Annotated in this window: 9 protein-coding genes; 6 read left to right on the forward strand and 3 right to left on the reverse strand. The window is 75.6% G+C overall.

The features are described from left to right. Positions 1-31: 31 nt before the first annotated feature. The gene (locus tag ACHZ99_RS07535) at positions 32-1435 is read right to left on the reverse strand and encodes an ABC transporter substrate-binding protein (protein ID WP_420303600.1); all 1404 of its coding nucleotides are present in this window, start codon (positions 1433-1435) and stop codon (positions 32-34) included. Between the two features lie 155 nt (positions 1436-1590). Between ACHZ99_RS07535 and ACHZ99_RS07540 the strand changes: the two genes are divergently transcribed. The 4 genes from ACHZ99_RS07540 to ACHZ99_RS07555 are packed head-to-tail and all read left to right on the forward strand — an operon-like array spanning position 1591 to position 7285. Next, the gene (locus ACHZ99_RS07540) at positions 1591-2637 is read left to right on the forward strand and encodes a zinc-dependent alcohol dehydrogenase (RefSeq protein ID WP_420304011.1); all 1047 of its coding nucleotides are present in this window, start codon (positions 1591-1593) and stop codon (positions 2635-2637) included. A 57-nt stretch (positions 2638-2694) separates the two neighbouring features. Then, positions 2695-3495 (forward strand): sugar phosphate isomerase/epimerase family protein, encoded by an 801-nt coding sequence (locus ACHZ99_RS07545; protein WP_420304012.1) that lies wholly within the window; start codon positions 2695-2697, stop codon positions 3493-3495. Next, positions 3492-4913, forward strand: a complete 1422-nt coding sequence (locus ACHZ99_RS07550) for an MGH1-like glycoside hydrolase domain-containing protein (protein ID WP_420303601.1) — start codon at positions 3492-3494, stop codon at positions 4911-4913. Before ACHZ99_RS07545 ends, ACHZ99_RS07550 begins: the two co-directional genes overlap by 4 nt. Beyond that, the gene (locus tag ACHZ99_RS07555) at positions 4865-7285 is read left to right on the forward strand and encodes a glycogen debranching N-terminal domain-containing protein (RefSeq protein ID WP_420303602.1); all 2421 of its coding nucleotides are present in this window, start codon (positions 4865-4867) and stop codon (positions 7283-7285) included. The genes ACHZ99_RS07550 and ACHZ99_RS07555 overlap by 49 nt, the downstream gene beginning before the upstream one ends. A 111-nt stretch (positions 7286-7396) precedes the next feature. On the opposite strand, the gene nhaA is transcribed toward ACHZ99_RS07555, so the two are convergent. After that, on the reverse strand, positions 7397-9289 hold the full coding sequence (gene nhaA, locus ACHZ99_RS07560) for a Na+/H+ antiporter NhaA (RefSeq protein WP_420303603.1): 1893 nt from the start codon (positions 9287-9289) through the stop codon (positions 7397-7399). 122 nt (positions 9290-9411) lie between these two features. Then, the gene (glpK, locus tag ACHZ99_RS07565) at positions 9412-10962 is read right to left on the reverse strand and encodes a glycerol kinase GlpK (protein WP_420303604.1); all 1551 of its coding nucleotides are present in this window, start codon (positions 10960-10962) and stop codon (positions 9412-9414) included. Between the two features lie 185 nt (positions 10963-11147). Between glpK (ACHZ99_RS07565) and ACHZ99_RS07570 the strand changes: the two genes are divergently transcribed. Together ACHZ99_RS07570 and glpK (ACHZ99_RS07575) are read left to right on the forward strand one after the other, a co-directional pair. Next, positions 11148-11915, forward strand: a complete 768-nt coding sequence (locus tag ACHZ99_RS07570) for an IclR family transcriptional regulator (RefSeq protein ID WP_420303605.1) — start codon at positions 11148-11150, stop codon at positions 11913-11915. A gap of 2 nt (positions 11916-11917) precedes the next feature. After that, positions 11918-13975 carry a glycerol kinase GlpK gene (gene glpK, locus ACHZ99_RS07575; RefSeq protein ID WP_420304013.1) on the forward strand — a complete coding sequence of 686 codons (2058 nt, stop codon included), beginning with the start codon at positions 11918-11920 and terminating at the stop codon, positions 13973-13975. The last annotated feature ends 7 nt before the right edge of the window (positions 13976-13982 follow it).

Consider the following 13982-nt stretch of genomic DNA (forward strand, 5'->3'; position numbering starts at 1 on the left):
CGGGTTCCTCGGGGGTGGCGGGGCCGGCCGGTTACTCAAGGGAGGTCTTCAGCGCGTCGACCTCTTCGTACGCCTCGCGCGCGGCCTCCTCGGGACTCGTCTGTCCGGAGGTCAGGGCGCCGACCGCCTTGGCGACGGGCAGTTCGCCGTTGGTGGCGCCGACGAGCGCGCCCTCGCCCTGGTCGATGCCCCAGCGCTTCATGTCGCCGACGCCGGCGACGAGCTGGTCGAGCAGCTCCGGGGAGAAGACCTCCTCCATGGACTTCCGGGTGTCGACGCCCATGTCGCTGGCGCGCCAGGCGTCCACGTAGCGCCCGGGCCGCCCGGGGGTGCCGGTACGGACCGGGATCTTGCCCTCGGGCGCCATGCCGAACCAGTCCTCGTAGCCGGCGCTCATCATGTACTCGATGAACTGCGTGGACGCCTCGGTCTCGGCGGTCTTGGTGGCGAGCCACGAGGTGATCTCGCCGAACTGCGCGGGCTCGGCGCCGCCGGGGCCCTTCAGCGCGGTGACGATGCCGCTGTTCGCCGCGAGGAAGCCGGGGTCGTCCGTGCACGCGGGGCAGCTCGGCAGGGCGTCGTTGCGCAGCCCGGCCAGCTCGTCCAGCAGGAACGAGGACCAGATGATCATGCTGGACCGGCCGGCGAAGTAGGTGGCCCGGGTGGTGTCGACGGTCTGGAGCCCGGGCGGCCCGTGGTCGCGGGCGAGGGCACCGTAGGTCTCGAAGGCGGTGCGGCACTTCTCCGAGTCCAGGGCGATGTCGCCGGCGCCGTCGACCAGGTCGCAGCCGTTGGCCAGGGCGAGGTCCTCGAAGCTCTGCTGGGTGAAGACGTCGGCGGGGTCGGTGGCGACGGAGATCCCGTCGCGGCCCTGGACGTCCAGCCGCTCGGCGGCCTTCAGCAGGCTCGCGTAGTCGTCGGGGACGTCGAGCCCGGCCTCGCGGAACAGGTCCTCGCGGTACGCGACGATCTGCACCCAGGCGTCGGAGGGCACCCCGAGCCGGGTGCCGCCGTCGGCGGTCAGGCGCAGCCCGTTGGCGTCGAAGGTGTCCTCGCCGAGCCGGTCGACGACCTCGGCGGGGATGCGGGTGTTCAGCAGCTCGTTGCTGTACATCTGCCAGGTCTGGCCGAGCGGCACGGCGCCGATCACGTCCGGCAGGTCGCCGGCCGCGGCGGCGGACATGATGAGCTGCGGGAGCTGGTTCTCGTCCACGCCGACCAGCTCGACCTCGACGCCGGTCTCCTCCTCGAAGCCGTCGATGACCTTCCGGGTGTGGGCGATGCGGTCGGTGAGGCTCTCCTCCGACCACACGGTGATCTTCCGGTCGGGCTTGCCCGGACCGGAGGCGTCGGTGGCGCAGCCGGCGAGCACCCCCATGGCGAGGGTGCCCGCGAGCAGGGCCGAGGTCCTCGACCGCCGGGTCCACGTGCGCATGTTCCAGATCCTTTGACTGTCCTTGGATCGACTTAAGCCTGAGCGGACTGCATCACACCACTACTTTTTCTTGTTGACAAGACATAAGTCTGGGATATCTTCGACGCAAGCCAGGAAGATCCGTGCCCCCGATCAGCCCCACCGGAGCACCCACCGTGGAACGCGTCGTCCAGTTCACCGCCCCCCGCCAGGTCGAGGTCGCCGAGCACGAGCGCGCCCCGCTGCCACCCGGCCACCTGCGGGTCCGCACCAGGTACTCGGGCATCTCGGCCGGTACCGAACTCACCGCCTACCGGGGCACCAACCCGTATCTGACCCGCTCCTGGGACCCGGAGGCCCGGCTGTTCCGCGAGGACGCCGCCGGGCTGTCGTACCCGGTCGCCGGCTGGGGCTACTCCGAGGTCGGCGAGGTCACCGAGGTCTCCCCCGAGCTGGCCGGCACCCCCGGCCTGCCCGCGGCCGGCGACCTGGTCTGGGGCATCTGGGGGCACCGCAGCGAGGGCGTGGTCCCGGCCGAGCGGCTGGCCGGGCACACGCTGCCCGCCGGGCTCGACCCGCTCGCGGCGTCGTTCGCCCGGGTCGGAGCGATCGCGTACAACGCGGTCCTCGCCGCCGGGATCCACGTCGGCGAGGACGTCGCCGTCTTCGGCCAGGGCGTCATCGGGCTCCTCGCCACCCGGCTGGCCGCGCTGAGCGGCGCCACGGTCACCGCCGTGGACGCCCTCGACGCCCGGCTGGAGCGGGCCCGGGCGCACGGCGCGGCCCGTACGCTGCACGCCCGTGCCGACGCGGTCGCCGAGGGGATCCGGGCGGCGACCGAGGGCCGCGGCGCCGACGCCGCGATCGAGCTGAGCGGCGCCTACCCGGCGCTGCACGAGGCGCTGCGCTCCGTCGTCGTCGACGGCCGGGTCGTGGCCGCCGGCTTCTACCAGGGCGACGCCGCCGGGCTGCGGCTCGGCGACGAGTTCCACCACAACCGCGTCCAGCTCGTCTGCTCCCAGATCGGCGGCGTCCCGCCGCAGCTCGCCGGGCGGTGGGACCAGGGGCGGCTGCAGCGGACGTTCCTGCGGCTGGTCGCCGAGGGCCGGGTCGAGGTGCTCCCGCTGGTCAGCCACGTGGTGCCGGCGGCCGAGGCGGCGGGCGCGTACGCCCTGCTCGACGAGCGCCCCGAAGCCGCCCTCCAGGTCGTCCTGGAGTTCTGAGACGCCGTGCCCGAACCCGCAGTCCGCTCCCCCCGCAGAAAGGCCACCCGCCCCGCCATGTTCTCCCTCGCGGCCCAGGAACAGCTGCTGCCCGGCGACACCCTCCAGCAGAAGTGGGAGTTCGCGCAGGCCGCCGGCTACGCCGGCATCGAACTGCGCGCCCAGGGCGAGATGCGCTTCGCCGCCCGGCTGCCCGAGCTGAAGCGGGCGCTCGCCGACGGTGTCGTCATGCCCACCGTCTGCGTGGAGATGCTGCACTTCTTCGGCGACTTCGACGCGGACCGGCGCCGCGACGCGGTGGCGCAGCTGAAGTCGCAGCTGTCGGTCATCGCCGAGATCGGCGGCGTCGGGGCGCAGACCCCGGCCTCGTACGGGATGTTCTCCGCCCGGCTGCCGCCCTTCACCCCGCCGCGCGACCCGGCCGGGGACCGGGCCGTGCTGCTCGACGGGCTGGCGGAGCTGGGCGAGCACGCGCGCCGCGAGGGCGTCACGCTCTTCCTGGAACCGCTCAACCGGTACGAGGACCACATGGTCAACCGGCTGGAGCAGGCCACCGAACTGATCCGCGCCACCGGCCTGGACAGCGTGCGGATCGGCATCGACAGCTACCACATGAACATCGAGGAGGCCGACCCCGCCGCCGCCGTCCTCGACAACGCGCCCTGGATCGGCCACGCGCAGGTCTCCGACTCCAACCGCCTCCAGCCCGGCGCCGGCCACCTCGACTGGCCCGCCTGGCTCGGCGCGCTCCACGCCGCCGGCTACACCGGCTGGCTGGCCGCCGAGTGCCGGCTGGCCGGCGACCCGGCGGCGGCGGTCGCCGCGGTGCCCGGCTTCCTGCGCCGGGCCGGGGCATGACGGCGCCGGCCGGCGCCGGGGCGGGCGCGGACGGCCCGGGGCGGGCCGCCGCGGCGGTGCTGCTCGGCAACTGGACCGGCGCCTCCACCGTGCCGTCGCGCACGCTGTACCCGCACCAGTGGAGCTGGGACTCGGCGTTCGTGGCCGTGGGGCTGCGGCACCTGTCGCCGCGGCGGGCGCAGCGCGAGCTGGAGATGCTGCTCGGCGCCCAGTGGGGCGACGGCCGTGTCCCGCACATCGTCTTCAACCCGGCCGTGCCGCACGACGCGTACTTCCCGGGGCCGGACTTCTGGCGCTCGACGGGCGCGGGCGCGCGGGCCGGCGCGCCCGCGTACCTCCAGTCCTCCGGCATCGTGCAGCCGCCGGTGCACGCGCTCGCCGCGCTGCTGGTGCACCGGGCGGATCCGGCGTCCTCCGCGCGCCGCGGGTTCCTGCGCCGCGTCTACCCCCGGCTGCTGGCCTGGCACCGCTACCTCACCGCGGACCGCGACCTCGGCGGCGCCGGGCTGGCGGCGATCGTCCACCCCTGGGAGTCCGGGATGGACAACAGCCCCTCCTGGGACGGCCCGCTGGCCCGGATCGAGCCGGCGGCGCCGTCGTCGTTCCGCCGGGCCGACCTCGACCACGGGGACCCGGAGGACCGGCCGACCGACCTCGACTACGGGCGCTACGTCCGGCTCGCCGCCGACTACCGCGACACGGGTTACGCGGACGCGGGGGCGCGGCACGGCTTCGCCGTCGAAGACCCGTGCGTGAACGCGCTGCTGATCGCGTCGGAGGAGGCGCTGGCCGAGATCGCGGCCGAAGTCGCGGCCGGGACTGGAGCCGGGGCCGGGGCCGGGGGCACGGCGCCGGCCGCCGACCCGGGGGTGCACCGGGAGCGGGCCGCGCGGCTCACGGAAGCGCTGGTGGCCCGGCTCTGGGACCCCGCGGCGGGCGTCTTCCGCGCCCGCGACCTGCGCGCGGACCGGCCCGTCGACGAGTACGGCGTGGCCGGGCTGACCCCGCTGCTGGCCTCCGGCCTCCCGCCCGCGGTGGTGCGGGCGCTGCGGGACACCCTGGCGGGCGAACACTTCCGTCTCGGGGAGCTGCCGCTGGTCGCGTCGTACGACCTGAAGGGGCGGGCGTTCGACCGCACCCGGTACTGGCGCGGTCCGGCGTGGTTCAACACGGCCTGGCTGCTGGAGCGCGGCCTGCGGCGGCACGGGGCGTACGGGGCGGCGGACGCGCTGCGGCGCGCGGTGCCGGCGGGCGCGGCGGCGTCGGGCTTCGCGGAGTACGTGGATCCGCTGACCGGGGCGGGCCGGGGGGCGCGGGACTTCAGCTGGACGGCGGCGCTGGCCCTGGACCTGGCGGCGGCGGCCGGCGGATGGCCGGAAGCGGCGGCCCCGGCCGCGGCGGGGACGGGGGCGCGGTGAGCGGCGACGGGCGCGTCCTGCTCGCGCGCGACGGTACGTTCGCCGCGCTGACCCCCGGCGGCGGGGTCACGGGCCGGCGCGGCACGGCACCGGACGGGCTGTTCCGCCGCGACACCCGGCACCTGAGCCGCTGGCGGCTGACGGTCGACGGCGCCGAACCGGCGGTCCTGGTCCCGGCCCGGGACGGCGACCTCCCGGCCGCGTCCGTCCTCACCCCGCCGGGCGGCCGCGACGAGCCCGCGGCGTACACGGTGTTCCGCGAGCAGGCGGTGGCCTCGGGCGTGCTGGTGGAGCGGCTGCGCCTGGTCGGCAACCGGCCGGAGCGGGTGAGGGCCCGGCTGGAGCTGGTGGCGGACGCGGACTTCGCCGACCAGTTCGAGCTGCGGTCGGACGGCCGCGCGTACCCGCGCCCGGCGGGTGCGGTGCGGGAGGCCCGGGAGCGGGCGGACGGCGTGGAGTTCACGTACCGCCGCGGCGAGGACTGGCTGTCCCGTACGACGGTCAGGTGCGACCCGCCGCCGGCGGAGGTGTCGGGGGTGCCGGAGGAGTGGGCGGGGCAGGGAGAGCGTGGCGCGGACACCGCGGGCGGAGGCCCCGGTGGGCTGGGCAGTGGCTCGGACGCCGAAGGAGCGGACACGGGCGAAGCGTGCGCGAACACCTCGGGCGCCGCGCGTGCCGAGCGCGCCGCGGGGCACGGCGCCGGCACGGCCCGGCGGCTGGTGTGGGCGCTGACGCTGCCGCCGCACGGCACCGCCGAACTGGTGCTGCGCGTCGAGGCGCGCCCGCACGGCGCGCCGGACGTCGCGGACGCCGCGACCCCGGCGCAGGCCGCCGCGGAACTCCGCGCCGGGATCGAGGCGTTCACGCACCCGCCGGTGCCGACCGGCCGGGCCTGCGGCGGACCGGGTCCCGGCACACCGCACGCGGGGACTCCCGGCGCGGACCCACCGGAGCACGGCCGCCCCGCCGCACCGGCCCCCACCGCCACGACCCGTACCCCCCGCAGGGCCGAAACGCCCCCGCACCACCGGCACCCGGGCACGGCACCCCCGGAGCGCCCGCGCCCCGCCCAGCCGTCGCCCTCCGCACCCACCCCCCGCGGGACCGCAGCAGAACCCCCGCGCCCCGGGCCCCCCGCCCTCTCCCCCGGCGAGCGCGCCGCCCTCGCGCGCGCCTGCGCGCAGGGGCTCGCCGACCTCGCGCTGCTGCGCGTGCCCGCCACCGGGCCCCGCGCGGAGGCGCTCACCGTGCCCGGGGCCGGAATCCCGTGGTTCCTCACCCTGTTCGGGCGCGACTCCGTGCTCACCTCCCTCTTCGCCCTGCCCTACCGCCCCGCCCTCGCCCGCGACACCCTCCTCGCCCTCGCCGCCACCCAGGGCACCCGGCACGACGCCTTCTCCGCCGAGCAGCCCGGCCGCATCGCGCACGAGCTGCGCCACGGCGAGCTGTCCGCGTTCCGGCAGGTGCCGTACGGGCGTTACTACGGGTCCGTCGACGTCACCCCGCTCTTCCTCGTCCTGCTCCAGGCGCACGCCGACGCCACCGGCGACACCTCCCTCGCCGCGCGGCTGGAGCCGCAGGCGCGGGCCGCCGTCGCGTGGCTGCTGGGCGACGGCGGGCTGGCGGAGCACGGCTGGCTCGTCTACTCCCCCGACCCCGGCGGGCTGGTCAACCAGAACTGGAAGGACTCCGCGGGCGCGATCTGCTTCGCGGACGGCTCCCCGGCCGGGGGCCCGGTCGCCGTCGCCGAGGCGCAGGGCTACGCCTACGACGCCCTCGTGCGCACCGCGCGCCTCGCCCGCGCCGTCTGGGGCGACGCCCCGTACGCCGACCGGCTCGACGCCCTCGCCGCCGGTCTGCGCGACCGCTTCCACCGCGACTTCTGGCTGCCCGCCGCGGACTTCCCCGCGCTGGCGCTGGACGGCCGCGGGCGGCGGGCGGACGCGCTCGCCTCGGACGCGGGCCATCTGCTGTGGTCCGGGATCCTGGACCGGGAGCACGGCGTGCGCACGGGGCGGCGGCTGCTCGCCGACGACTTCTTCTCGGGGTGGGCGGTCCGTACGCTGGCGGCCGGTCAGAGGCCGTACCACCCGCTGTCGTACCATCGCGGGAGCTGCTGGCCGCACGACAACGCGGTCATCGCCCTCGGCCTCGCCCGCTACGGCCTCGAAGCCGAGGTCGGGACGCTGACCCGGGGGCTCCTCGCCACCGCCGAGGCGCACGGCTGGCGGCTGCCGGAGGTGCTGGCCGGTTACGCACGTCGCGACCATCCGGCACCCGTACCGTATCCACACGCCTGCTCCCCGCAGGCGTGGGCGGCCGCCACGCCGCTGGCGCTGCTCACCGCAGTCTCCGGGGGCGGCGGAACCTGACGCCCGCCGCCTCCGGTTCCCCACCCCCCGCGCCCGCCGGTAGAGGACCCGCGCCGGGCGGGGCGCACCGTCGGGTACCGGCCGGTCGCCGCGCGGTTCCGCGCGCCGTGCTCACGTCTCCTCCTCGGCCAGCATCGCCCGCGCCCGCGCCGCCCGCACCGCGGCCGACAGGCTGGCGATGTCGTACGCGCCGCGGTGGCGGAGGCCGTTGACGAAGAACGTCGGGGTGCCCGCGACCCCGCTGAGGTCCGCGGACTCCGTGTCCTCGTCGACCCGCCCCGCGCCGCCGCGGCCGCGCAGCGACCGGGCGAACCGGTCGGTGTCGAGCCCCAGCGCCGCCGCGTGGTCCAGCAGGTCGCGCGGCGCCAGCAGGTCCTGGTGGGCCAGCAGCCGGTCGTGCATGGGCCAGAACGCGCCCTGTTCGGCCGCCGCCTCCGCCGCCTCGGCGGCGAGCTGGGCGCGCGGGTGCACGTCGGTGAGCGGCAGGTGGCGCCAGACGTAGCGGACGTCGCCGAAGTCGGCGAGCAGGTCGCGTACGGCGGGCTCCGCCCGGCCGCAGTACGGGCATTCGAAGTCGCCGTACTCGACGACGGTGACGGGCGCCCGGAGCGGGCCGCGGATGTGGTCGCGCTCGGGGTCCACCGGGACGGCGAGGTCGACGATGACGGGCGCGGTGCCCAGGAGCGCGCGGATGCGCCGCTGCTTCGGCAGCCGGCTCGTCACCAGGGCGACCAGCGCGGTGACGAGAACGGAGCCGACCACCGCGGCGAGGATGCCGATCTTCGCCTCCTCCAGTCGCGCGCCGTCGAACGCCATCGTGGCGATCAGCACGGCGATGGTGAAGCCGATGCCGGTGATGGCACCGCCGCCCGCGACGGAGGCCCAGCCGACGGGCGGGCGCAGCCTGCCCTTGCTCCACCGGGTCGTCAGCGCGGTCGCGCCGAGGACGCCGAGCGGCTTGCCGACGACGAAGGCGACGAAGACGCCCAGCGTCAGCGCCGAGGTGACCGCGCGCGACAGCACGTCCCCGTCGAGCTCGATACCGGTGTTGGCCAGGGCGAACAGCGGCACGACGACATAGCTGCTCCACGGGTGGTACATCCGCAGCAGCCGCTCGTTCGGGGAGATCGCCGAGGCGATTCCCAGGCGTGCCTCCCGCTCCAGCTCGGGGGTCGGCTGCTCGCGGAACGACCGGAACAGCCCGCTGGCGCGCTCCAGGTCGCCGCGCGGCGCCGGGTAGGCGAAGGTCATGAGCCCGATCAGCAGCCCGACGACGACCGGGTCCACCCCGGACTCCTCGAACGCCAGCCACATGGCGACGCCCAGCAGCGCGTAGACGGGGCCGCGCCGGCTGCCCGCCGACCGCAGCCCCACGATCGCCGCGAAGACGACGGCGCCGATCAGCAGCGGGGGCCAGTGCACGCTGTCGCTGTACACGAAGGCGATGACGGCGAGGACGACGAAGTCGTCGACGACCGCGATGGTGAGGACGAAGGTGTACAGGCGGCGCGGGAACCGCTTCCCCAGCAGCGCCAGCACGCCGAGCGCGAACGCGGTGTCCGTGGACATCGCCACCCCCCAGCCGGAGGCGGCGGGGTCACCGGCGTTGAAGGCCAGGAAGATGAGCACGGGCACGACCATGCCGGCGAGCCCCGCCATGAACGGGAGCGTCACCCGGCGCAGCTCGCGCAGCTCCCCCATGTCGAACTCGCGCCGCACCTCCAGGCCGATGACCAGGAAGAAGACGGTCATGAGGCCGCTGTTGACCCACTCCCGCAGATCGAGGGAGAGGCCGTGGTCGCCCAGCTCGACGGAGAGGTGGGTGTGCCAGAGGTCGGTGTAGCTGCCGGGGGCGGCGTTGGCCCAGACGAGTGCGGCGAGCGCGGCGGCGACGAGGAAGGCGGCGCTGCCGGTCTCGGTGCGGATGAACGTCCACCGGGCGGAGGGGGTGGGGCGGTCGCACACCGTCCGGTCGGCGGGCGGGGCGGCGTCCGGCTGCGGCATGCTCGGTCTCTCTCGTCTCGCGAACCGTGGTCGGCGCGAGGACGTGGGGCGCCGCCGTGGCCCGATGGTACGTCCCGTACGCGCGCCGCCGGGGGTGCGCGGCGCTGCGGCACGGCGCCGGGTCAGCGCTGGTCGTGCGCCTGGATCCAGCCCATGGTGCGCTGGACGGCTTTGAGCCAGTCGTTGTATTCGCGTTCGCGGGTGGCTTCGTCCATGCGGGGGGTCCATTCGGCGGCGCGGCGCCAGTTGGCGCGCAGGGCGTCGGTGTCGGGCCAGAAGCCGACGGCCAGGCCGGCGGCGTAGGCGGCGCCCAGGCAGGTGGTCTCGGCGACCAGGGGCCGGACCACGGGGGCGTCCAGGACGTCGGCGAGGGTCTGCATCAGCAGGTTGTTGGCGGTCATGCCGCCGTCGACCTTCAGCGAGGTCAGCTCGACGCCGGAGTCCTTGGTCATGGCGTCGACGATCTCGCGGGTCTGCCAGGCGGTGGCCTCCAGCACCGCGCGTGCCAGGTGGGCCTTGGTGACGTAGCGGGTCAGGCCGGCGATGACGCCGCGGGCGTCGTCGCGCCAGTAGGGGGCGAACAGGCCGGAGAAGGCGGGCACGAAGTAGGCGCCGCCGTTGTCCTCGACGCTCAGGGCGAGGGTCTCGATCTCGGCGGCGGTGGAGATGATGCCCATCTGGTCGCGCATCCACTGCACCAGGGCGCCGGTGATGGCGATGGAGCCTTCCAGGGCGTAGACGGCGGGCTGGTCGCCGATGCGGTAGCCGACGGTGGTCAGCAGCCCGTTCTCGGAGTGGACCGGCTCGTCGGCGGTGTTCATCAGCAGGAAGGTGCCGGTGCCGTAGGTGGACTTGGCCTCGCCGGTGGCGTAGCAGGTCTGGCCGAACAGCGCGGCCTGCTGGTCGCCCAGCGCCGAGGCCACCGGGATGCCGGTCAGGGTGCCGGAGGCGGCGCGGCCGTAGACCTCGGCGGAGGAGCGGATCTCGGGCAGGACGGCGGCGGGGACGCCCATGGCGTCGAGGATTCCGGTGTCCCAGTCGAGGGTTTGAAGGTTCATGAGCATGGTGCGGGAGGCGTTGGTGACGTCGGTGACGTGGACGCCGCGTCCGGGGCCGCCGGTGAGGTTCCAGATGACCCAGGAGTCCATGGTGCCGAAGAGGATGTCGCCGGCTTCGGCGCGGGCGCGCAGGCCGGGGGTGTGGTCGAGGAGCCAGCGGATTTTGGGGCCGGCGAAGTAGGAGGCCAGGGGCAGGCCGGTGGCGGCGCGGAAGCGGTCCTGGCCTTCGGTGCCGCCGAGTTGGCGGCAGAGTTCGGCGGTGCGGGTGTCCTGCCAGACGATGGCGTTGGCGACGGGTTCGCCGGTGTGCTTGTCCCACAGCAGGGTGGTCTCGCGCTGGTTGGTGATGCCGATGGCTTTGACGTCCGCCGAGGTGATGCCGGCTTTGGCGACGGCGCCGTCGACGACCTGCTGGACGTTGCGCCAGATCTCGGCGGCGTTGTGCTCGACCCAGCCGGGCTTGGGGAAGATCTGCTCGTGTTCCTTCTGGTCCACCGACACGATCCGGCCATCGGTGTCGAACACGATGCACCGGCTCGAAGTCGTCCCCTGATCGATAGCCGCAATGAACGGGCCGGGGCGCTGCGGGGAGGGGGCGCTGAATTCGTCGGTCACGGTCTGCTCCTGCTCCGAAACGTCGCGTCGGTCGCCGGGACCGCGCCGCTGCGCCGGCGCCCCGGCCCGTGGTGAGTACCTGACCAGCGGGGCATCCCGCCGTCAACGACGGCCTGCCGACATTGTCGAACGAACTTGCTGCACCCCGCTTTCACCGGCGGGCCGCGGAGGCTTATGGTCGGCGCGTGCCAGGTCCGGTTCAGTCGGTTGAACGCGCGGCGGCGATACTGCACTTGCTGGCGCGCGGTTCCGGCCGCCTCGGGGTCAGCGAGCTGGCGGCGTCGCTGGGGCTGGCGAAGGGCACGGTCCACGGGCTGCTGCGGACGCTGCGGCAGGTGGGGTTCGTGACGCAGGACCGCGACACCGGCAAGTACCGGCTCGGGGACGCCCTGCTGGACCTCCGCTCCGGCCACGTCGACGCCAACGAGCTGCGCTCCCGGGCCCTCAACTGGGCCGACGGGCTGGCCGCCAGGAGCCGCGAGGCCGTGCGCATCGGCGTGCCCGCGGACGGCGAGGTCCTCGTCGTCCACCACGTCTTCCGCCCCGGGGACCCGCGGCAGACCCTCGACGTGGCCTCGACGCTGCCGATGCACGCGACCGCGCTGGGCAAGGTGCTGCTCGCGTACGACGCGCACGTCCCGGCGCCGCCGGGCGGGGCGTCCGTGGCCCCGTACACCCCGCGGACCCTGACCGCGCCGGCGGCGATCCAGGCGGAGCTGCGCCGGGTGCGCGAGGCGGGGTGGGCCGGCGAGCGGGGCGAGCGGCGGCTGGAGGAGGCGGGGATCGCGGCGCCGCTGCGCGGCCCGGGCGGGCTGGTCGTCGGCGCGCTCGGCATCGCCGGCCCGGCCGAGCGGCTCTGCGAGCGCTCCGGGGGGCTGCGCGAGGACCTGGTGGGGCTGGTGCTCGGCACCGCCCGGTCGGTGTCGCGGGACCTCGGCGCGTCCCGGCGGTGACGGTGCAGCGGTACGTGATGTCGGTAGACCAGGGGACGACGTCCACCCGGTGCATCCTCTTCGACGCCCAGGGGCGGCTGGTCTCCGTCGTCCAGCGCGAGCACCGGCAGTACTTCCCGCGGCCCGGCTGGGTCGAGCACGACGCCGTGGAGATCTGGCGGAACCTGCGGCGCATCGTGCCGCGGACCCTCGCGCAGGCCGGCGCGGACGCCGGGCAGATCGTCGCGCTCGGCATCGCCAACCAGCGCGAGACGACCGTGCTGTGGGACCGGCACACCGGCCGCCCCGCGGCCCGCGCCGTCGTCTGGCAGGACACCCGTACCGACGAGATCGCCGACCGGCTCGCCCGCGACCCGCGCGCGGACCGGGTGCGGGCGCTGTGCGGGCTGCCGCTGGCCACGTACTTCTCCGCGCCGCGGATCCGCTGGCTGCTGGACCGCACGCCCGGGCTGCGGGAGCGGGCGGAGCGCGGCGACGTGCTGTTCGGCACCATGGAGAGCTGGCTCATCTGGAACCTGACCGGCGGGCCCGCGGGCGGGCTGCACATCACCGACGTCACCAACGCCAGCCGGACGATGCTGATGAACCTGCGCACCCTGGCGTGGGACGACGAGCTGCTCGACTTCTTCGGCGTGCCCAGGGCGATGCTCCCGGAGATCCGCTCCTCCACGCAGACGTACGGCACGACCACCACCGTCGTCCCCGGCATCCGCATCGCCGCGGCGCTCGGCGACCAGCAGGCGGCGCTCTTCGGCCAGACCTGCTTCGCGCCGGGCGAGGCCAAGTGCACGTACGGCACGGGCAGTTTCCTGCTGCTCAACACCGGCGCGACCCCGGCGTGGTCCGGGCACGGGCTGCTGACCACCGTCGGGTTCAAGATCGGGGACGAGCCGGCGGTGTACGCGCTGGAGGGCTCGATCGCGGTGACGGGCTCGCTGGTGCAGTGGTTCCGCGACGGGCTGCGGCTGATCGGCAGCGCGCCGGAGATCGAGACGCTGGCGCAGACGGTGGACGACAACGGCGGCTGCTACATCGTGCCGGCGTTCTCCGGGCTGTTCGCGCCGCACTGGCACAGCGAGGCGCGCGGCGTCATCGCGGGGCTCACCTCGTACATTACCAAGGGGCACCTGGCGCGGGCGGTGCTGGAGGCGACCGGCTGGCAGACGCGGGAGGTGGTGGACGCGATGAACGCCGACTCGGGCCTGGCGCTGTCCACCCTGCGGGTGGACGGCGGGATGACGGCGGACAACCTGCTGATGCAGTTCGTCGCCGACGTCCTCGACGTGCCGGTGGTACGGCCCATGATGGCGGAGACGGTGTCGCTGGGCGCGGCGTACGCGGCGGGGCTGGCCGTGGGCTACTGGCCGGACCTGGAGGGGCTGCGGCGCAACTGGCACCGGGCGGCGCAGTGGCTGCCGGAGATGGCGGCGGGCCGGCGGGCCGCGGAGTACGCCAACTGGCGTCACGCCGTGGGCCTGACGTTCGGCTGGACCCGGCCCGCGGAGAGCCCGCCGCCGGCCGGGGCCGACGTCGTCGACCTGGTGCTCGCCGACCACCGCAGGGCCGAGCACCTGCTGAGCGCGCTGCGCAGCGAGGCGGCGGACCGGCGGGCGGTGCTGCACGAGCTGGCCGCGCTGCTGGTCGCGCACGCGGAGGCGGGACGGACGGCGGCGGCGACCCCGGAGGCGTACCCGCTCTGCCCCGCCGACGGCGACGGCGGGCACGGCGAGGTTCACGGCGGCGGTCACGGGGGCTCCGGCGCCGGGGAGCACGGGCCGGCGGCGCTCGCGCGGGCCCTGCTGGCGCTGCTGCGCCTCGACGCGCTCGACGCCCTCGCCGGGCCGGACTTCGACGCGGCGCTGGACCGCCTGGGCGCCGTCGCCGCCGGGCACATCGCCGCCGGCGAGCGCGTCCACCTCAACGCGCTCCGCCGCGCCGCGTCACCGCAGGAGCGCGCCGTCCTCGGCCGCGCGTACGCCGTGGCCCGGGGCCGGCTGCTCGCCTCCGGCTGCGGCAGCGCGGCCCGCGTCGGCGCGCTGGCCGGCGAGCCCGGCCCGTAGCGCCGCA

Source organism: Streptomyces sp. MAR4 CNX-425 (assembly GCF_048656465.1).
Classification (GTDB): Bacteria; Actinomycetota; Actinomycetes; order Streptomycetales; family Streptomycetaceae; genus Streptomyces.

Coding starts and splice junctions, on each gene's coding strand:
- nhaA (WP_420303603.1), bottom strand. CDS start 9,289: ATGCCGCAGCCGGACGCCGCCCCGCCCGCCGACCGGACGGTGTGCGAC.
- ACHZ99_RS07555 (WP_420303602.1), top strand. CDS start 4,865: ATGGCCGGAAGCGGCGGCCCCGGCCGCGGCGGGGACGGGGGCGCGGTG.
- ACHZ99_RS07535 (WP_420303600.1), bottom strand. CDS start 1,435: ATGCGCACGTGGACCCGGCGGTCGAGGACCTCGGCCCTGCTCGCGGGC.
- ACHZ99_RS07545 (WP_420304012.1), top strand. CDS start 2,695: ATGTTCTCCCTCGCGGCCCAGGAACAGCTGCTGCCCGGCGACACCCTC.
- ACHZ99_RS07550 (WP_420303601.1), top strand. CDS start 3,492: ATGACGGCGCCGGCCGGCGCCGGGGCGGGCGCGGACGGCCCGGGGCGG.